16 protein-coding genes and 1 tRNA gene are annotated in these 20,636 nt (G+C 35.2%); 16 read left to right on the top strand and 1 reads right to left on the bottom strand.

All coding sequences use genetic code 11. The features are described from left to right. Nucleotides 1-257 precede the first annotated feature (257 nt). The 12 genes from ACWJKP_RS07145 (at nucleotide 258) to ACWJKP_RS07200 (ending at nucleotide 12,126) form a co-directional block, all read left to right on the top strand. Nucleotides 258-1,046 carry a CoB--CoM heterodisulfide reductase iron-sulfur subunit B family protein gene (locus ACWJKP_RS07145; protein ID WP_165412854.1) on the top strand — a complete coding sequence of 263 codons (789 nt, stop codon included), beginning with the start codon at nucleotides 258-260 and terminating at the stop codon, nucleotides 1,044-1,046. 19 nt (nucleotides 1,047-1,065) lie between these two features. Beyond that, nucleotides 1,066-1,476 (top strand): 4Fe-4S dicluster domain-containing protein, encoded by a 411-nt coding sequence (locus ACWJKP_RS07150; RefSeq protein WP_165412855.1) that lies wholly within the window; start codon nucleotides 1,066-1,068, stop codon nucleotides 1,474-1,476. A gap of 47 nt (nucleotides 1,477-1,523) precedes the next feature. Next, nucleotides 1,524-3,509: a CoB--CoM heterodisulfide reductase iron-sulfur subunit A family protein gene (locus tag ACWJKP_RS07155; RefSeq protein WP_165412856.1), complete on the top strand. Its 1,986-nt coding sequence runs from the start codon at nucleotides 1,524-1,526 to the stop codon at nucleotides 3,507-3,509. Further along, the gene (locus tag ACWJKP_RS07160; RefSeq protein WP_165412857.1) at nucleotides 3,500-3,964 is read left to right on the top strand and encodes a hydrogenase iron-sulfur subunit; all 465 of its coding nucleotides are present in this window, start codon (nucleotides 3,500-3,502) and stop codon (nucleotides 3,962-3,964) included. The genes ACWJKP_RS07155 and ACWJKP_RS07160 overlap by 10 nt, the downstream gene beginning before the upstream one ends. Further along, nucleotides 3,952-4,935, top strand: a complete 984-nt coding sequence (locus ACWJKP_RS07165; protein ID WP_165412858.1) for a 4Fe-4S dicluster domain-containing protein — start codon at nucleotides 3,952-3,954, stop codon at nucleotides 4,933-4,935. Before ACWJKP_RS07160 ends, ACWJKP_RS07165 begins: the two co-directional genes overlap by 13 nt. Next, nucleotides 4,932-5,984, top strand: coding sequence for a 4Fe-4S dicluster domain-containing protein (locus ACWJKP_RS07170; protein WP_224578997.1), 1,053 nt, complete (start codon nucleotides 4,932-4,934; stop codon nucleotides 5,982-5,984). The genes ACWJKP_RS07165 and ACWJKP_RS07170 overlap by 4 nt, the downstream gene beginning before the upstream one ends. Continuing rightward, nucleotides 5,968-6,825: an FAD/NAD(P)-binding protein gene (locus ACWJKP_RS07175; RefSeq protein WP_165412859.1), complete on the top strand. Its 858-nt coding sequence runs from the start codon at nucleotides 5,968-5,970 to the stop codon at nucleotides 6,823-6,825. The genes ACWJKP_RS07170 and ACWJKP_RS07175 overlap by 17 nt, the downstream gene beginning before the upstream one ends. 61 nt (nucleotides 6,826-6,886) lie before the next feature. Next, on the top strand, nucleotides 6,887-7,567 hold the full coding sequence (locus ACWJKP_RS07180) for a 4Fe-4S dicluster domain-containing protein (protein WP_165412860.1): 681 nt from the start codon (nucleotides 6,887-6,889) through the stop codon (nucleotides 7,565-7,567). A gap of 51 nt (nucleotides 7,568-7,618) precedes the next feature. Continuing rightward, complete coding sequence (locus ACWJKP_RS07185) at nucleotides 7,619-9,229, top strand: FAD-dependent oxidoreductase (RefSeq protein ID WP_165412861.1); 1,611 nt, start codon at nucleotides 7,619-7,621, stop codon at nucleotides 9,227-9,229. A gap of 247 nt (nucleotides 9,230-9,476) precedes the next feature. Then, nucleotides 9,477-10,649: an NAD(P)-dependent malic enzyme gene (locus tag ACWJKP_RS07190; protein ID WP_165412862.1), complete on the top strand. Its 1,173-nt coding sequence runs from the start codon at nucleotides 9,477-9,479 to the stop codon at nucleotides 10,647-10,649. Between the two features lie 70 nt (nucleotides 10,650-10,719). After that, nucleotides 10,720-11,562 (top strand): fumarate hydratase, encoded by an 843-nt coding sequence (locus tag ACWJKP_RS07195; RefSeq protein ID WP_165412863.1) that lies wholly within the window; start codon nucleotides 10,720-10,722, stop codon nucleotides 11,560-11,562. A 12-nt stretch (nucleotides 11,563-11,574) separates the two neighbouring features. Further along, nucleotides 11,575-12,126 carry a Fe-S-containing hydro-lyase gene (locus tag ACWJKP_RS07200; protein ID WP_165412864.1) on the top strand — a complete coding sequence of 184 codons (552 nt, stop codon included), beginning with the start codon at nucleotides 11,575-11,577 and terminating at the stop codon, nucleotides 12,124-12,126. 209 nt (nucleotides 12,127-12,335) lie between these two features. On the opposite strand, the gene ACWJKP_RS07205 is transcribed toward ACWJKP_RS07200, so the two are convergent. After that, nucleotides 12,336-12,422: transfer RNA gene (locus ACWJKP_RS07205), tRNA-Leu, on the bottom strand. A 282-nt stretch (nucleotides 12,423-12,704) separates the two neighbouring features. On the opposite strand from ACWJKP_RS07205, the gene ACWJKP_RS07210 reads away from it, so the two are divergent. The 4 genes from ACWJKP_RS07210 (at nucleotide 12,705) to ACWJKP_RS07225 (ending at nucleotide 20,540) form a co-directional block, all read left to right on the top strand. Further along, nucleotides 12,705-16,625 (top strand): 5'-nucleotidase C-terminal domain-containing protein, encoded by a 3,921-nt coding sequence (locus tag ACWJKP_RS07210; protein WP_165412865.1) that lies wholly within the window; start codon nucleotides 12,705-12,707, stop codon nucleotides 16,623-16,625. 127 nt (nucleotides 16,626-16,752) lie between these two features. Next, on the top strand, nucleotides 16,753-19,368 hold the full coding sequence (gene polA / locus ACWJKP_RS07215; RefSeq protein ID WP_165412866.1) for a DNA polymerase I: 2,616 nt from the start codon (nucleotides 16,753-16,755) through the stop codon (nucleotides 19,366-19,368). After that, nucleotides 19,369-19,980 carry a dephospho-CoA kinase gene (coaE, locus tag ACWJKP_RS07220; RefSeq protein ID WP_165412867.1) on the top strand — a complete coding sequence of 204 codons (612 nt, stop codon included), beginning with the start codon at nucleotides 19,369-19,371 and terminating at the stop codon, nucleotides 19,978-19,980. Further along, nucleotides 19,980-20,540 (top strand): lytic transglycosylase domain-containing protein, encoded by a 561-nt coding sequence (locus ACWJKP_RS07225; protein WP_165412868.1) that lies wholly within the window; start codon nucleotides 19,980-19,982, stop codon nucleotides 20,538-20,540. The genes coaE and ACWJKP_RS07225 overlap by 1 nt, the downstream gene beginning before the upstream one ends. The last annotated feature ends 96 nt before the right edge of the window (nucleotides 20,541-20,636 follow it).

Below are 20,636 nucleotides of genomic sequence, written 5' to 3' on the forward strand. Positions count from 1 at the left end.
TAAATTCACAACGTATATTCCACTCTAAATATAAGCTTAGACCATTATATCATAGTTTAATGGTTTTTTTAATTTAGAATAACATTTGTTATAGCTTTATCAATAAATTAAATAAACACCACTGTTTTTTTAAAATCATAAATGTTAAAAAGATAAATGCCATATTATTCCATTAATAAGTGTTGAAATATTAACAAAGTCGAAGGGAGGTGTAAATCTAGACTTGTTCGTTTGTTTAAAAGTCTAGATGAATAAATATGAAGTATAGTTATTATCCAGGTTGTACGTTAAAGACGAAAGCTCAGGAATTAGAAAAGTTTGCACTGGATGCTGCAAACGCTTTGGGGTTTGAGTTAGAAGAGCAAAAGGAGTGGCAGTGTTGTGGTGCTGTATATCCCATGGCCACTGATGAAATAGCTACTAAATTATCCTCAGTAAGAAGCCTAGCAGGAGCACGGGACAAAGGTGAAAAACTAGTTACTTTATGTGCAGCATGCCATCACGTGATTAAAAGGGTCAATGAAGATATGAGGACCAAAGATGACATAAGAACAAAGGTTAACAATTACTTGGAGCTAACAGAAGCATACGCGGGAGAGACGGAAGTCCTTCACTATCTTGAAGTGCTCAGGGATGAAATAGGATTTGATGAACTCGCTAAAAAAGTAACAAATCCTCTTACTAACCGTAAAATTGGTGCATATTATGGATGCTTGCTACTTCGTCCCAGTGGAACAATGAATTTTGATGATCCAGAAAACCCTTCTATTATAGAGGATTTTATAAAAGCCATTGGTGCAACTCCTGTAATATATCCTTATAGAACGGAGTGTTGTGGAGGGTATCTTTGTTTAGATCAAAAGGATCTTGTAAATAACATGACAAATACTATAATTCAATCAGCTGTAAAAAATGATGTAGAAGAGATTGTTACTGCATGCCCACTTTGTAAATATAATCTAGAAATTAGTAATGATGGGGCCAAAAATAAACTATCTATCAGCTATTTCACGGAGCTTTTAGCAGAAGCGTTAGGTGTCAAATAAGATAGGAGGGGATAGTGCAATGAAAAGAGTGAAAATATATTCTGACAAAAAATTAAAAGAGTTAGATCAAATTTCTCAAATTAGTGGGCAGAGGATACAAGATTGCATCCAATGTGGGAAATGTTCAGCAAGTTGTCCTGCAAGTGAAGGTATGGATATCCTGCCTCATCAGGTCATAAGATTACTTCAGATAGGAGAATTAGACAAGGTTACAGAGAGTAAAACCATTTGGTCTTGTGCTTCATGTTTTACATGTTCCCAGCGTTGTCCTAGGAATATAGATATTGCAAACGTTTTAGAGGCAGTTAGGCTTATAATCCTTAGACGTACAGGAGAAAACAGAATAAAAGCTGAAGAGGTCTTTGGAAAAATAGATGATAAAATGCCCCAGCAGGCAATTGTAAGTGCATTTAGAAAGTATAATAAATAATTTTTACAAAAAAATAATGATACTGTTATTTTAAAGGAGGGATCAAATTGCAGAAAATTGGAGTTTTTGTTTGTTGGTGTGGAAGCAATATAGCAGCTACCGTGGACATTGATAAAGTTATAAAAGAAGCTGAAAAAATGCCTGGAGTTGTATATGCTAAAGACTATCAATATATGTGTTCCGAAGTAGGCCAGAATTTGATTAAGAATGCGATAAAAGAGCAAAAATTAGATCGAGTTGTGGTAGCATCATGTTCTCCTAGAATGCATGAGGCAACATTTCGAAAAGCGGCAAAGGCAGCGGGATTAAATCCTTATTTATTAGAAGTTGCAAATATTCGCGAACATTGTTCTTGGATTCATAAAGATAAAGAGATAGCAACCCCGAAGGCCATAGCTCTTGTTAGGGCTGCAGTGGCTAAAGCAACATTAAATAGTGAACTTGTACCAGGTGAAATAGATGTAACGAAAAGGGCACTTATTATTGGTGGAGGAATTGCAGGAATCCAGACGGCTCTTGATATTGCTGAGGCTGGTTATCAAGTGGATATCATTGAGAAGTCACCAAGCATTGGTGGGAAAATGTCTCAGCTAGATAAAACATTCCCTACCTTGGATTGTTCTGCATGTATTTTAACACCGAAAATGGTAGATGCGGCATCTCATCCAAATATAAACATATACACCTACAGTGAGCTAGAGTCAGTTAAGGGATATGTGGGAAACTTTGAAGCAACCATTAACCAAAAATCACGAAGTGTAGATATGGACAAGTGTACTGGTTGTGGCGTTTGTGCTGAAAAATGTCCTTCAAAAAAAGCTAAAAATGAATTTAATGAAGGCTTAAACAACAGAGGAGCTATTTATATGCCTTTTGCTCAGGCTGTGCCAAACGTACCTGTTATAGATAGAGAACAGTGTATCAAGTTTAAAACAGGGAAATGTGGACTTTGCGAAAAAGTATGTACAGCGGGTGCCATTGATTTTTCTCAGGAAGATACTAAAATAACAAAACAATATGGGGCTATAGTGGTATGCACAGGTTATGATCTTATAGGTTTAGATAAATTTGGAGAATATCAGTATGGTGAGCACCCTGATGTAATTACATCTCTTGAATTTGAGAGATTAACAAATGCTGCAGGTCCAACAGCAGGCCATCTTGTGTGTCCATCGAATCATAGAGTGCCTAAAAAAGTAGTGTTTATACAATGTGTGGGATCAAGGGACAAATCTTCTAGGGGTAAGCCTTATTGTTCTAAAATTTGTTGTATGTATACAGCAAAACATGCAATGTTACTCAAGGATCATTATCCCGATATGGAAGCCTATGTTTTTTATATTGATGTTCGTACACCAGGGAAAAACTTTGAAGAGTTCCAGCGAAGAGCTGTTGAAGAATATGGTGTTCATTATATTAAAGGTATGGTTGGTAAAGTTTTTCCAAATGGAGAGAATCTTCAAGTTAATGCTATTGATGCTTCGACTGGAGAAACAGTTCAAATTGATGCAGATTTAGTAGTGCTCGCAGCGGCGACTAAGGCCAAAGACGATGCAACTACAATTAAAAGGATATTAGGTATAAGTACAGATACAAATAATTTCTTTACAGAGGCTCATCCAAAACTTCGTCCAGTGGAAACTCATTCTGCAGGAATATATTTAGCAGGAGCATGCCAAGGACCAAAAGATATCCCAGAAACGGTGGCACAAGCTAGTGCTGCAGCAGCAAAGGTAATTGGGGTATTAAGTAAGGATAAATTGGTTAACAATCCTTGTGTTTCAGAAGTAGATGAATCAATTTGTAGTGGATGCCTTGCGTGTAGTAAAATATGTCCATATGATGCAATTTCATCAAGTACAATTGAAGTTAAAGAGAACGGAAAAACAATTACAAAAATAGTTGCAAAGGTAAATGAAGCACTTTGCCAAGGTTGTGGTGGATGCACAGTAGCTTGTCGTCCTGGTGCCATTGATCTTAAAGGATTTACAAATAAACAGATTTTAGCGGAGGTGGATGCCATATGTCGATAGAAGCCGAAAAAATCGAGGGAATAGATGAAAATAAATTTGAACCCTTAATTGTAGCCTTTTGTTGTAACTGGTGTAGTTATGCAGGAGCAGATTTAGCAGGAACAAGCAGATTAGCATATCCTGCCAATGTTAAAATTATTCGGGTTCCATGCTCATGCAGAGTAAGTGAAAACTTCATACTCAGAGCATTCCAACATGGAGCTGACGGCGTAGTAATTGCCGGTTGTCATCCAGGGGATTGTCATTATACAAGTGGAAACTATCATACAAGACGACGTTTTTCAGTTTTGACAAATTTACTTGTATTTATGGGAATAGAAAAAGAACGTTTTAGAGTGGATTGGATTTCAGCAGCAGAGGGACAAAAATTTTCAAGCGTTATGAATGATGTATTAGAGAAAGTTCATAAACTTGGTCCTAATAGAAAGTTGAGGGATGAAAGATGGATAAGATAACTGAAAAAATAAGAGCGACCGCAAAACTTGCCCTAGAAAATGGGGAAGTAGAAAAAATTATAGGATGGGAAAAGGGAGATACCTTTGACGATTCCTATCCCGTATTTATTACAGAAGCGGATAAAGTAGATTCTTTAATATGGGACTGCTTCTGTGTTAATAACCTAAGTAAATATTTACTTAAGGAATTAAAGGACAATAAAAAAGTAGGTATATTTTTAAAAGGATGCGATTCTCTTGGATTTAACCAACTGATAAATGATAACAGAATAGACCGCGCGAAGGTTGTGGTCTATGGAGTAAGTTGCTCTGGTATGATTGATCCAGAAAAAGTAAAAAAAGGAGGGTTAAATAAAGGCCTTCTAAGCGTGAAAAGATCTGGGGATGAAATTATATTTGTGAAAAATGATGGTGAAAAGAAGGTTTCAGCAAGTGAATTTGAATATGACAAATGCATTAAATGTAGACAGCCGAATCCTGTAGTATATGACCAGTTGATGTCGGACTTTGTAGGGAGAGAAGTGGATCCACTAGAACGATTTAAAGATGTGGAAAAACTTGAATCCCTAACAGATAAGCAGCGATCTGATTTTTGGGCTGCTCAATTTTCAAAATGCATAAGATGTAATGCTTGTCGTAATATATGTCCTGCATGTAATTGTGTAAAATGTATTTTTGACAATGATAAGGCAGACGTATCAGGTAAAGCAAAATTAGATAGTGAAGAGCAGTTTTATCATATTATTAGGGCTTATCACGTTGGTGGTCGTTGTGTGGACTGTGGAGAATGTAGCAGAGTATGTCCAGCAAATATCCCACTTCACCTATTAAATAGTAAAATCATGAAAGATATAAATGAACTTTACGGTGAATATGATGCGGGGTTAGATCCATCTAAACAAGCCCCAATCGGAATGTATAAACTGGATGATAGTGATTCCTTTACATCGCATGGAGGTGGGAAAAAATGATGAAGAAAATATTAAAGAATCAGTTTTCGCAGCTTTTTAGTATGATTGATAAATCCTATGAACTGTTTTTGCCTATTGAAGTGGATGGAGATGTAAACTTCAACCTGTGGAAACAAGGAGATACGGTGAATGTAGAAAAACTGAAAACTAATATTTCACCAAAAAGTTTTATTTTCCCCCAAAGTGAAACCTACTTAAAGTTTAAAAGAGATGGAAAGAAACTTGAACTAGAAAATGTAGGAGGAAAGAAAGAGGACTATGTACTATTTGGTGTGAGACAATGTGATGCAGCGAGCTTTAAGCTACTTGACAATGTATTCCTCGTTGATCCTGTAGATGCTTTATACGAGGAAAGACGAGAAAAAGGAACCATCGTTTCTATGGCTTGTTTTGATCCAGAGGAAACTTGCTTTTGTAGTTCATTTGGAATAGAACCACAGACAGCTTCTAAAGAAGTAGATGTTAACACATGGGATATGGGAGATAGCATACTTTGGAACCCACAAACCCCAAAAGGTGAAAACTTAACGGAGAAATTAAAGGACATTTTAGAAGATGCAACAGAGCAGGATAAAAGTGAATTAAAGGCATTGAAAGAGGCTACAAAAGTGAAAGTTAAAGATCTTCCTTTAGCAAATATAGACCCTAAAAAAATAACGGGAGAGCTTAAGGAGTTATTTGAATCTAAAATTTGGGGAGAACTTAGTGAACGTTGTTTAGGTTGTGGTTCATGTACTTATGTATGTCCTACTTGTCATTGTTATGATATTGGTGACTTTAAGGGTGATACATCTGGAGAAAGATTCCGTTGCTGGGATTCATGTATGTTTTCGGACTTTACCCTGATGGCTCATGGAAATATCAGAAAAACGCAAAAGGAAAGGTTCAGACAGCGGTTTATGCATAAGCTTGTTTATTATCCAAATAAACAAAATGGTGTATACGCTTGCGTTGGATGTGGAAGGTGCATAGAAAAATGTCCAGTTCATTTGGATATTGTTAAAGTAATTAAAAAGTTAGGTGGTGAACAAAATGAGCTGCAATTGTAATGTACATGAACATAAACATGTAAATTCTTTAATGCCAGAACTAGCTGAAATAGTGGACATTAGGGAAGAAACACACGATGTAACTACTTTTAGAGTTACAAAACCTGGTGGTGGAAAATCATTTGAACATATGCCAGGTCAATGTGCGATGATTTCGGTTCCTCCACTTGGAGAAGCGATTTTCTCAATCACTTCTTCTCCAACAGAAAAGGATTATATGGAGTTTAGTGTAAAAAAATGTGGAGTAGTTACAGAATATCTACATGGTTTGGAAGTTGGGAGTGAAATAGGTATTAGAGGACCATATGGAAATAATTTCCCGGTAGAGGATGAGCTAAAAGGAAAAGATCTTCTTTTCATCGGTGGGGGTATAGGACTAGCACCCATTCGTTCCGTTATAAACTATGTAATGGATAATCGAGACGATTATGGAAAGGTAGATATTTTATATGGGGCAAGAACGCCTGGAGATCTTGTCCAGACAAAAGACATCTTTGAAAATTGGCCATCAAGGTCTAATACAGACGTTTATTTGACGGTTGATCGAGAAGTCGAGGGATGGGAAGGACATGTAGGATTTGTTCCCAGTTATATTAAAGAGATTGGATTTAGCACAAATAAAGTGGCTTTGGTATGTGGACCGCCAATTATGATTAAATTTGTTCTTCAAACGCTTGAAGAAATGGGATTTAAGAAGGATCAGGTATACACCACATTGGAATTAAAAATGAAATGTGGCGTAGGGAAATGCGGACGTTGCAACATCGGAGATAAATATGTGTGTAAAGATGGTCCTGTATTTAGATGCGATGAGATAGATCAACTTCCAGATGAATATTAATGTAAACACTAAAACGGTTTAACCCATTAGAGATTAGGGGTAAACAAAGGAGGCATATAAAATGGCCAATAAAGAAATGGTGGAAATATATATATTAAATAAAAAGTACTCTGTACCTTCAAGCCTTACAATCATGGATTCAATGGAATATGCAGGGTACCAATTAGTTAGAGGATGTGGATGTAGGTCGGGCTTTTGCGGCGCTTGTGCTACGATATATAGAATTAAAGGTAAGAAAGAATTAAAGGTATGTTTAGCATGTCAAACAAAGGTTGAAGATGGTATGTATCTTACTCAATTGCCATTCTTTCCTGGAGACAAAAAATTATATGATATGAATGAATTAGAGCCAACGGCTGATACAATGATGAAGCTTTATCCTGAAATATACAGCTGTATTGGATGTAACTCTTGTACGAAGGGATGCCCTCAGGACCTTAATGTTATGCAGTATATTGCCTATGCCCAAAGAGGAGACATTGAGAAATGTGCCCATGAATCTTTTGACTGTGTTATGTGCGGAATCTGTGCTTCTAGGTGTCCTGCCAATATAACTCATTACCAAGTAGGGGTGATTGCACGCCGGCTTACAGGTAAATACATTGCCCATGAAACAGAACATTTGACAGAGAGGGTACAGCATATTAAAGAAGGCATGCATGATGATTCATTGAGAGAACTAATGGCTAAAAATGTTGATGAATTAAAGGTATTATACAATACAAGGGATATTGAAACATAAAAATTAGCTTAGAGTTACATAAAAATATAGTTTTACCAGGGAGGTATTTAAATGTATACAGCAGAAATGAGGGGGCTAATAAAGAAGGTGGAGGCCACCCGTTCCCAAAGATTAGGAGTTCAGTTTCCAAGAATGAGTCCCCAAGAAAAGGAAGATATATTAAAGGAAAATTATCCTGATTATAGGGATAATGAATTCAAAAATCTAAGTTTAGGGCCAAACAAAGGATCAAAGGTTCCCCTAGAGTTGGCGGATATTATTGAAGCTAAAAGTAGACTTCAAGATCTGGACATGGATTTAACTAAAGCAAACTATGACGTGGATGTGTTGATAATAGGTGGGGGAGGAGCTGGAGCATCGGCAGCCCTAGAGGCCCATAAAAAAGGCGCCAATGTATTGATTACCACAAAATTACGTTTTGGCGACGCTAATACGATGATGGCCGAAGGGGGGATCCAGGCTGCTGATAAGCCAGAAGATTCTCCTGCGAAACACTACATGGATGTAATGGGTGGCGGACACTTTACTAACAAAAAGGAACTTGTTAATGCCCTTGTAAAGGATGCTCCGGGAGCAATCAAATGGTTAAATGACCTTGGGGTAATGTTTGATAAAGAAGAGGATGGCACAATGGTTACTACCCACGGAGGTGGAACTTCGAGAAAGAGGATGCACGCCGCTGCCGACTATTCGGGAGCTGAGATCATGCGTGTGCTTAGGGATGAAGTAATTAACAAAGGGATTGAAGTGGTGGAATTTTCACCTGCTGTGGAGATCCTATTAGACAAGGATGGTAAAGCTGCTGGAGCCGTATTATTCAATCTTGAAACAGAGGAATATTTAATCGCAAGGGCTAAAACAGTTATTATAACCACGGGAGGTGCTGGAAGACTTCACTATCAGGGTTTTCCAACATCAAATCATTATGGTGCAACAGCGGATGGACTTGTTTTGGGATACAGAGCCGGAGCAGAACTTGTCTTCGCAGATGCTGTGCAGTATCACCCTACTGGGGTAGCATACCCTTCTCAAATTTTTGGGGCACTTGTTACGGAGAAGGTCCGTAGTTTAGGGGCAACACCTCTAAATATCCATGGTGAGCAATTTACTTATCATCTTGAAACAAGAGATGTGGAAACATCTGCAATCATTAGAGAATGTCATGTAAGAAATAATGGTATTGAGACACCTTTAGGGGTAAAGGGTGTATGGTTGGATACTCCTTTAATCGAAATCATCAATGGGGAAGGAACGATTGAGAAAAGACTTCCTGCCATGCTGAGGATGTATCAAAAATTTGGTATTGATATGAGAAAAGAGCCAATTCTCGTATATCCGACCCTTCATTACCAAAACGGAGGACTTTTAATTGATGAAAACGGTCAAACCAAGGTAGAAAACCTTTATGTGGCAGGAGAAGCTTCAGGAGGGATACACGGTAGAAACAGATTGATGGGTAATTCACTATTAGATATTATTGTTTTCGGACGTAGGACAGGGTTCCATGCAGGTGAAAAGTGCAAAGTGGTTAAAGTAAAAGAACTAAGCCTTGACCATGTTAAAGAATACCACAAAAGCCTTGAGGAAAACGGTGTGAATACAGACAAGATTTCTCCTGTACTACTGCCCCATTATACCCATGGAAGAGAAAATGATAAATAATATTATTTAGTTTGATTTTTACTATGAATAAGAGTATTTATTTTTCGTAACAAAAATAGAGTTAATATTTATAAAATCAATTGACGTAGTAGATTGAAGGGTGGTGATAGGTCGAAAGGTGATGATATGAACAATAAAATACATAATTAATATGTTGAGTTCTTCATAAAATTATATTGAGTTATGTCGGTAGGAAATATTAAAATAGTTATTGTCATAATAAAAAATAAAAAAGGGGAATGAAAATATGAATATTAAAGAAGAAGCAATGAAGTTACATAGACAATGGAGAGGCAAAATTGAGGTAGTTTCTACAGTACCTGTAAAAAGCAAGGAAGATCTTTCGATAGCTTATACGCCAGGGGTTGCAGAGCCTTGTCTTGAAATTCAGAAAAATATAGATTTATCATATGAACTTACAAGACGATGGAATCTTGTAGCAGTAATAACAGATGGTACTGCTGTTTTAGGTTTAGGTGATATTGGACCAGAGGCAGCGATGCCTGTAATGGAAGGAAAATGTCTGCTATTTAAGACTTTTGGAGATGTGGATGCTTTTCCTTTATGTATCCGTTCTAAAAATGTGGATGAAATTGTAAATACTATTAGTTTACTACAAGGTAGCTTTGGTGGTATTAATTTAGAGGATATAAGTGGACCTAGATGCTTTGAAATCGAAAGAAAGTTAAAAGAGGTATGTGATATCCCGATTTTCCACGATGATCAGCATGGAACAGCTATTGTAGTTGCTTCGGGCATAATTAATGCTCTAAAATTAGTAAAGAAGAATATTCAGGATATTAAGGTTGTAGTAAACGGTTCAGGAGCGGCAGGTATTGCCGTTACAAAATTACTAATGAGTATGGGGCTAAAAAATGTTATCCTTTGTGACAGAAAGGGTGCCATCTATGAAGGAAGAGAGAGTCTAGGTGGTGAAAAAACTTTAATGGCAAAAATTACAAACAAAGAAAAAGTACATGGTATACTAAAGGAAGTCATCGTTGGAGCCGACGTGTTCATAGGAGTATCAGATGCTAACCAAGTAAGCCAAGAGATGGTAAAGACCATGGCAAAGGATTCCATCATATTTGCAATGGCAAATCCAGTACCTGAAATTTTACCATCTTTAGCCAAAGAAGCAGGTGCAAGAGTTGTTGGTACTGGAAGATCGGACTTTCCAAATCAAATCAACAACATATTGGCATTCCCAGGAATATTTAGGGGTGCATTAGATGTTAGAGCAAGCGATATCAATAATGAGATGAAGATTGCCGCAGCATATGCTTTAGCGGAGCTTGTGAGTGATGAAGAATTAAATGAAGATTTTATTATTCCACTACCATTTGATCCAAGAGTTGCAAAAGCCGTGGCTGATGCCGTTATGGAAGCTGCTAGAAAATCTGGAGTAGCTAGAATATAATTATAAAATAAATTTTAAAATTTTAAATAGATTAACAAGCAAGAAAAACAGTGGAAGGAGTTGTGGGTTCATGCGTAAAGTAGATGTAAAAGAAATTGAAAATGCTTTAAAAGACATGAGTATAAAGACAAATTTTTATGTGGGAGAAGACGTATTAAATGCCTTTCGTAAATCCCAAAATGAAGAAACATCTCCTGTAGGGAAAGATATTATAGCCAATTTGTTAAAAAATGCTGAAATTGCAAAAACGGATCAAGTACCAATTTGCCAGGATACAGGTATGGCGGTAGTATTTGTAGAGGTAGGTCAAGAAGTACAGTTAATCGGGGGAAATATTACAGAAGCCATTAACGAAGGTGTACGACGTGGATATAAAGAGGGATATTTAAGAAAATCCGTTGTAGAAGATCCTTTACATCGAAAAAATACAGGAGATAATACTCCGGCTGTGATCTATTATGATATTGTACCGGGGGATAAAGTCAAAGTAACTATAGCCCCAAAAGGTTTTGGCAGTGAGAATATGAGTAGATTAAAAATGCTTAAACCATCAGATGGTTTAGCAGGTGTACTTGATTTTGTTGTAGAAGCCGTTTCACTTGCAGGTCCAAATCCATGTCCACCTATTGTTGTAGGTGTTGGAATTGGTGGCACATCTGATAAGGCAATGTATCTTGCCAAGAAGGCATTAACAAGAGATATTGGTAGCCATAATGAAACAGAGCATTTAAAAGAAATTGAATTAACTTTACTAGAAAAAATTAATGCACTAGGCATAGGACCTCAAGGACTAGGGGGAAATACTACAGCCCTTGCTGTAAATGTGGAAGCTTTTGCAACACATATTGCTGGATTACCTGTGGCAGTAAATATTAACTGTCATGTGGCAAGACATGCAGTAACAATTATATAGGGAGGGGAAAATATGGAAATCAAACATATATCTACTCCTTTAACACAGGAGAAGTTGAAGGATTTAAAATCGGGAGATAGTGTTTTAATATCAGGAACCATGTATACAGGTAGAGATGCAGCTCATCAGAGACTAGTAGACGCAATTAATAATGGGGATGAGTTACCTTTTGATCCTAAAGATGCCATTATATACTATGTGGGACCTGCTCCAACTAAACCTGGAAATGTAATAGGTTCTGCTGGTCCAACTACTAGTTATAGAATGGATGATTTGACTGTTCCATTGCTTGAACTAGGTCTTACTGGAATGATTGGGAAAGGGCTTAGAAGTCAAACTGTAGTAGATTCAATGCAGAAAAATGGCGCAATTTATTTTGCTGCAATAGGAGGAGCTGGAGCTCTTATTGCTAATACAATAAAAGAATGCGAAATTATTGCTTTTGAAGATTTGGGTCCAGAAGCCGTTCGTAAACTGACGGTAGTGGATTTTCCGGCTGTGGTTATAATAGACACCAAAGGCAATAATCTTTATGAAACAGAAAGAATAAAATATCAGAAATAAAAAATAAAAACTGTATTGGGAAATTCCAATACAGTTTTTATTTCTTTGAAAGAAATTTATTTTAAATATAAAAGACTATTAAAAATTAAAAGATATGTTGACAGGCAACGTTTATATTAAAAAACAATAAAAGTTTTGTGCACCGTTGTGTCACCTTTTTGCCATTTTGGGCATAAAAAAGGGCTTTCAAGAAATCCTTGAAAGCCTTATGGTGCCGAAGGCGGGAATCGAACCCGCACGGTATTGCTACCTCTGGATTTTGAGTCCAGCGCGTCTGCCAGTTCCACCACTTCGGCATGTCTGACAATATGAATTCTAACATATATTTATAATTAATGCAATAGTTATAGTATACTTTTATTAATAAATTTTATATCTTAATAGATAAAGGTTTTATGTTAAGTATTAATGTGTTGAAATAAAATTACATAAATAAAACTATTTATAATAGAAGTAATATATTGAATTAATAGCCACATAATGCTAAAATCAAAAGTAAGTTGTATATATTAAACATTAATTTTTAGATTTTATTTAAAAGTCTAAAAGGAAGAATAACAAAATAAGGAGGGATTTCATTGCTTAGAAAGAAACAGAAAAGAATACTTAGCTGGATACTATCGTTAGCATTAATATTATTTAATTTTAACGGTGTTATTGGAACTAAAATTGTAGAGGCGGCTGGAATTGACACATCGACAAATGTAACCGTTGCCAGAAAGAGCTTGGAACCAAATGCATTTACTCTAGGAATTGGACAAGTAACGTCTCCATCAGTAGCTCCAGTTAATGCTACAAATAAAACATTTGATATTGTAGAAATTACAGATTTTCATGGACAACTTTTGGATTCAACTAATACAAAACCTGTAGGAGCTGCATTAGCAAAAGTAGTTAAAGACGTGAAAACTGCAAATCCTGGAAGAACACTTATCATTGGTGGAGGAGATCTATATCAAGGAACACCCACCTCTAATGTACTAAGAGGAGTTCCAGTTCAAAAGGTGTTATCAAATATGGGAATGGAAGTTACAGCTTTAGGCAATCATGAGTTTGATTGGGGACTTGATATAATTAATACTGAAACTATGATTGGTGCAAATTACAACATTGTTTGTGCTAATATGTATAAAAAAGGGACAAGCAATAGACCATATCAGCCTTATAAGATAATTACTAAGGATGGTGTTAAAATAGCAGTAATAGGAGCAATACTTAAGGAAGCTCCAAGTATAATTATGCCAGCTCTAGTAGATCCTTTTGATTTTAGGGACCCAGCTACAGAAATTAATATAGTTGCAAAGGAAATCAGAGATGGAAATCTAGCTGATATAGTACTAGCAGATGTACATGATGGTGGTTCATCGCTTAATACTATGGTTAATAAATTACATGGCGTAGATGCGGTATTTGGTGGACATACACATAGTATTGGTGATGTTGTAAACAAAGATGCAGATGGGTTGGACGTACCTACATTAATAGCAGCGGCTACTGGTAAAGGTTTTATAAATTTAAAGATTACTGTAGACTCTACAAACAAAATAGTAGGTTTCTCACCTAAAGGTTCAAACTGGAAAGGACTTACAGTGACAACTACATCAGCAACAGACCCAGATTGCAAGAAAATTGTTGATGATGCAAGTGCGTCATTACTTCCAATATTTAATGAAGTAATTGGAACTAATGACAATGCTTTAACTAAGAGCCAAGTTGACTCACCTTATGGAGAATCTCAACTTGGAAATTGGATGGCAGATGTTGTAAAGAACTATTCAAAATCACCAGCAGAGGTGGGAATGGTGAATAATGGAGGGATTAGATTAAGTCCAATTCCATCAGGCGATATAACTGTTGGAACAATATTTAATATAATGCCATTTGATAATACGATTTGTACTACAATCATGACGGGGGCACAGCTAAAATTCATTTTTGAACAAGCTGTTCAAAATGATGGCAAAGGAATACAAATTTCTGGAGTTAAATTTGTATATGATTCTTCAAAACCGTCGTATAAACCAGCTGTAGTAGATGCAAATGGGACAGTCACAACACCAGAAATACCAGGTCGAAGGGTCCTTAGCATGATAAGAGAAAGCAATGGCACAGTTGTTAAGGATACAGACACACTAAAAGTAAATGCACCAGATTTTGTTGCTACTGGAGGGGACACATTTACAGGATTCTTAGCACCTGAGATAGTAGCTAGTTTAGTAGATTCGCATGAAAATGTAAGAGACGCTTTAAATGCTGATGTTAGAGATAAGGGCAAGATGACAGTTGTAATGAAAAATAGAATAGACAATCAAATGAAAGATGTAGATACTGAAGCAACTATCTCAGTAGTAGCAACTTCAGATGTACACGGAAATGTTTTAAACTTTGATTATGGAACAAATGCAGCGCCTTCAAAAGGACAGGGACTTGCAAAGGTTTCAACTTATGTTAAGGGCTTAAGAGCAACTAATCCAAATGTTATGTTAATAGATAATGGAGACACTATTCAAGGAACTCCACTTGCTTATTACTATAATATGATAGATAAAACCACAACTTATCCAATGTCAGCAGTTATGGGAGCAATGGGATATGACAGCTGGACTCTAGGGAATCACGAATTTAACTATGGACTTGAAGTATTAAATAGAATTAAGGATGATGCGAAGGCCCAAGGTATCGACGTGTTATCTGCTAATACTTACAAAGCTGATAATAAAAATTTTGTTAAACCATATACTATGAAGCCTTTTGTAGTTAATGGCAAAACAATTAGCGTAGCGGTACTTGGACTTACAACAAAAACTATATCTAGTTGGGAGGATCCAGCTCATTATGATGGATTACATTTTAATGATTTAGTAGACGAAGCTAAAAAATGGGTTCCAGTAGTAAAGGCAGACGGAGCAGATGTAATAATAGTAGCTGCACATACTGGAGAAGAAGGAGTAGCAGATATTATTCCGGAAAATCAAGCTAAGGCATTGGCTACTCAAGTAAGTGGGATAGATGCTATAGTTGCAGGACATGCGCATAGTACTTTAAATGACATCAATTTAAAAAATCCAGAAGGCAAAGTGGTTCCAATATTGGAACCAGGTAAATGGGCACAAAACGTTTCACAAATTGATATAGCGGTTAATGCTGCAGGAATTGTTACAGGATTAACTACTAAAAATGTAGCTATGGACACTATCGCTGAAGATCATGATATAACAGCTTTAATTGCACCATATCAAGCTAAAACTTTAGAATATACTTCAACAATACTTGGACAATCTACGGGAGAATATAAAGGCAACAAGCAAATTACTGAACCAACTGAAATAATGGAGTTAATAAACAAAGTTCAAGCTGGTGCAGCTGGAACACAACTCTCAATAGCAGCTCCACTAAGTTTATCATCATATATTCCAAAGGGTGATATTACTATTAAAGATATTATGGGTGTATATGTATACGAGAATTTTCTTTATGGAGTGAAGATGAATGGAAAACAAATAAAAGATTGGATGGAATATACAGTAAGATACTACAAACGAACATCAGGTTCAACAGATCCAATAGTTAAGGACGCAGATCTTAATATTGCAAATTATAACTTGGATCAATTGTACGGAGCAAGTTATGACATCGACTTAACAGAGCCAGCAGGAGCAATTGATTCAGTTACTAAAAAAATGATATCTGGAAACAGAATTAAGAACTTAAAGTTTAATGGAAGAGTGGTTAAGGATTCAGATGTATTTACAGTTGCAATAAACAACTATAGATACAACGGCGGCGGAGGATTCATGGCTGCTGCTGGAATAAGTAGCGTTGATACATCTTTAGTTACTTATAATTCAGCTAAAGCTCTAGGTGATGATGGTCAGGTTAGAAGTTTAATGATGAAATATGTTAAAAATAATAAGACTATAACACCATCTTCAGCAAGAAATTGGAAAATATTATCATCACCGATAAAGCAAGAGGTTCCGGTGACTGGAATATCACTTGAAAAAGCTTATTTTAGCATTAGTCCTAAGATGAGTGAAACTTTAGAGGCAACATTACTACCTGGCAATACAACAAATAAAAAAGTAGTATGGAAATCAAGTAATACTTTAGTGGCGTCAGTTGATGATAATGGAAAGGTTACAGGACATAAAATTGGGTTAGCTAAAATAAGTGCTACAACCGATGACGGGAATTATAAGGAAGAGTGTACTGTTGCTGTTGTAAGTAAGCCGGTTAATAAAGTTAGAATAAATAAAAAGGATATAATTATAAAAGTAGGCAAAAATGAAAAATTAACAGCTTTAGTTGGACCGGGAAATTCAGATATTAAGGATGTAATTTGGAAATGTGACAGTTCGATAATAAAAATTATTGAGAAGAATGGAAAGATTATTTCAGTAATTGGAATATCTACCGGAAAGGCTAAAGTGACGGTTACTTCACTAGATGGAGGGTATAAGGCGACCTGCGACGTAACTGTTATTGATAAGAAAAAATAATTTTGGAGGCAGGTACATTTGTATCTGCCTTCATTTTATTTAAATCGTTGATGTTTTTATTGACGAAGTATATTATAATGTAGAATATAGCACAATATATAAACATACTAGAAAGAAGGGATTTACAATGTCTAAGGAAAGACTATTAATTTTAGATGGCCATAGTCTTATGTATAGAGCTTTTTATGCATTACCAGCCCTAACAAATTCGGATGGCATATACACTAATGCAGTTTATGGTTTTACAAATATGCTTTTAAAGATGAAGGAAGAGTTTGAGCCAGATTATATTGTTACAACATTTGATAGGAAGGCGCCTACTTTTCGTCATGAAGAATATAAAGATTATAAGGCAGGTAGAAAAAAAATGCCTGATGAGCTCCGCGATCAGTTTTCTCTAGTTAGGGAACTTTTGGAGAAAATGGCTATAGATATTTTTGAATTAGATGGCTTTGAAGCAGATGATTTAATAGGAACATTATCTGTATTTGCAGAAAAACAAGGACTCGAAGTTTTTATAATAACAGGAGACAGAGATGCACTCCAGCTTGCCACAGATAATGTTAAAGTTGTAATAAACAAAAAGGGAATGTCACAAAAGGAAATATATGATAGAAATCGAATAATAGAAGAGTTTGGAGTAACTCCTACAGAATTTATAGATGTAAAAGGGCTAATGGGAGACGCTTCTGATAATATTCCAGGTGTACCAGGAATTGGTGAAAAAACTGCTTATAAGCTAATTAAAGAGTATAAGAGTATAGAAAATCTGCTTATGAATATTGATAAGATTAGTGGCAAAAAACTTGTGGAAAATTTAACTGCTTATAGTGAACAGGCTATTTTCAGTAAAAAATTAGCTACCATTATTACATGTGTGCCTATGGAAATGGAATTAAGCTCAATTAAATCAAAAGAAAAATATGATGTACGGGCTGTAAAAGACTTATTCTACAAATTACAATTTAAATCTTTAATAGGAAAAATACCTGATGATGAGGATTCAATCGAAGAAACATTTTCTGCGGATTTTACGGTAATAGATAAATTGTCGAAGCTTCTGGAAGTTATTAGTGAAATTAAAGAGACTATTTATATAACTTTTGATATTGCAGATTCTAGTGTGTTTTCTAAAATTAGCGTAAATAACATATATTTTAATTATAAGGGAAAAAACTATTTGATTATGGTTACTGATTTATTTAATGAAGATGAAGAAAAAACTATAAGTTATTTGAAAACTATACTTGAGAGTAATGATATTAAAAAGGTAAGTCACGGCGTAAAGCATGCTTACACTGCGCTTAATAAAAAAGGCATTAAGTTACAAGGAGTAAAATTTGATACAGAACTTGGGGCTTATTTGCTCGATTCAGCTAAAAAGGAGTATAGCCTGGAAACTCTTATAGATAAAATTCTTAGAATCTGTATTATAGGCGAGGGTCATGAAAGAGAGATTAATAAAGTAGCATTACTAAAAGAGCTTTATGAAATCTTAGAAAAGAAGATTGAAGAGTACAAAATGGAAGAACTGCTATATGATGTGGAGCAACCATTAACAGAAGCTATATCATATATGGAGGCAGAAGGATTTACAATAGACAAGGCTAGATTAGAGGAACTTGGCATAAAATTCGCTCAAGATATAAAAGAAATGGAAAGTACTATTTTTGTTTTATCTGGAGAAGAATTTAATATTAAATCTCCAAAGCAACTAGGCAAGATATTATTTGAAAAATTAGATTTACCTGTTATAAAGAAAACAAAAACAGGATATTCAACTAATGCTGAGGTTTTAGAGGCATTAGCAGATAAGCATCCCATTATCACAGAAATTACAAGGTATAGACAGTTAACAAAGATTTTTTCTACTTATATAGAGGGGCTACAAGCAGTAATTGATGCAGATTGTAGAATACATTCAAACTTTACACAAACAGTTACAACAACAGGAAGACTATCAAGTACTGAACCTAATTTGCAAAATATCCCTATAAGACATGAAATGGGTAGAGCTATAAGAAAAGTATTCATACCACACAATGATCAGTGTGTTATTTTATCTGCGGATTATTCACAGATAGAGCTTAGAGTATTAGCTCATATAGCAGGGGATGAAAATTTAATTGAGGCTTTCATTAAACATTGTGATATTCATACTAAAACTGCTTCAGAGGTATTTAATGTACCGGTAGGAGAAGTTACGGCGCTTATGAGAAGTAATGCAAAAGCTGTAAACTTTGGAATAGTATATGGTATTGGAGAATTTAGCTTAGCAAAAGACTTAAATATATCTAGAAAAGAAGCTAAAACATACATAGAAACATATTTTGAAAGATATCCAAATGTTAAAAAATACATGGAGGATATAGTGGTTGAAGCTGAGAAAAATAATAGTGTTACTACAATAATGAATAGAAGAAGATTTATCTATGAAATAAATTCAACAAACAAAATTGTGAAGTCCTTTGGTAAAAGGCTTGCTATGAATACACCGATACAAGGAAGTGCAGCAGATATTATTAAACTTGCTATGATAAATGTATTTGATAAATTAAAGCAGGAGGGATTAAAGAGTACTTTAATTCTCCAAGTACACGATGAATTAATATTAAATGTATATAAGGATGAGCTTAAGCGAGTTGAGTATTTGGTTAAGGAACAGATGGAAAATGTAGTTAAACTTTCAGTTCCACTAGAAGTAGAAATAAGCATTGGAGAAACTTGGTATGAGGCAAAATAGTTGAAAACGCTAAGGGTTGGGATAACAGGTGGAATCGGTAGTGGAAAGAGCACAATAACTAATATGCTAATAGAGAAGGGTCTTCCCGTTGTTGATGCAGACATTGTAGCTAGAGAGGTTTTTATAATATACCCTGAGATGATGAGTAGAATTAAAGGGGAATTCGGGTATGAGTTTTTTGACAGTGAAGGTAATCTTAATAGGAAAGAGTTTGGAAACTATATATTTAAGGGTGATAATCGCAGAAAAAAGCTTGAAAGTATAATGATGCCGTTTATAACAAAAGAAATACAAGACAGAATAAAAATGTACGAAGAAGGCAATTGGCAATTTTGCTTTTTAGATGCACCTACTTTAATAGAAAACAATTTTCATACTAGTATGGATGTAACTATTTTAGTGTGGGTGAGTAGTGACATTCAAGTACAAAGGGTTATGAATCGAGATGCTTTAAAAATAGACGAAACATGGGATAGAATAAGAGCTCAAATGCCAATAGATGAAAAGAAAAAGTTTGCAGATTTTGTTATTGATAATGGCGGGAGTATTGAAAATACAAAGTTACAACTAGATTCGATTATTAGGAAGTTAGAAAGGTTAGGAGTGAAGTGATGAAATTTAAAAAAATTATAAAAATCTTAATCTTAATTTTTTTGGTTATTATAGTGATTAACATTAAAAGCATTTTTAAAAGCTTTTACCCAATAAAATATGGAAATCAAATAGTTAAGTATTCGCAAAGGTATAATGTGGATCCTTGTTTGGTTGCAGCTGTAATTAGGGCAGAAAGTAATTTTGATGGAAACGCTATTTCTCCAAAAGGTGCCTATGGGCTTATGCAGATAATGCCTGATACTGCATTGTGGGTTGCAGAAAATATGAAATTAAAAGATTTTGATGTGGAAAAGTTATATGAGAGTGAAATTAATATTGCTATGGGATGTTGGTATATTAATAATTTAAACACCGAATTTAATGGAAATATAGACTTGGTGTTGGCAGCTTACAATGGTGGACGTGGAAATGTACAAAAATGGCTTAATGATAAAGAATACTCTAGCGATGGAAAAACATTAAATGTAATACCTTTCGGGGAAACAGATAAATATGTTAAAAAGGTAAAAACAAATTATAATATTTATTTGAAATTATATGGTGATGAAATCAAATAAAAACAGAAAAAACTATTGACAATTTATACTAGAATAATATATAATCAATCTTGTAGTTACAAGTTTTAAAATACATATGACTATAAAATTTGATCC

Source organism: Clostridium sp. CM037, assembly GCF_055081095.1.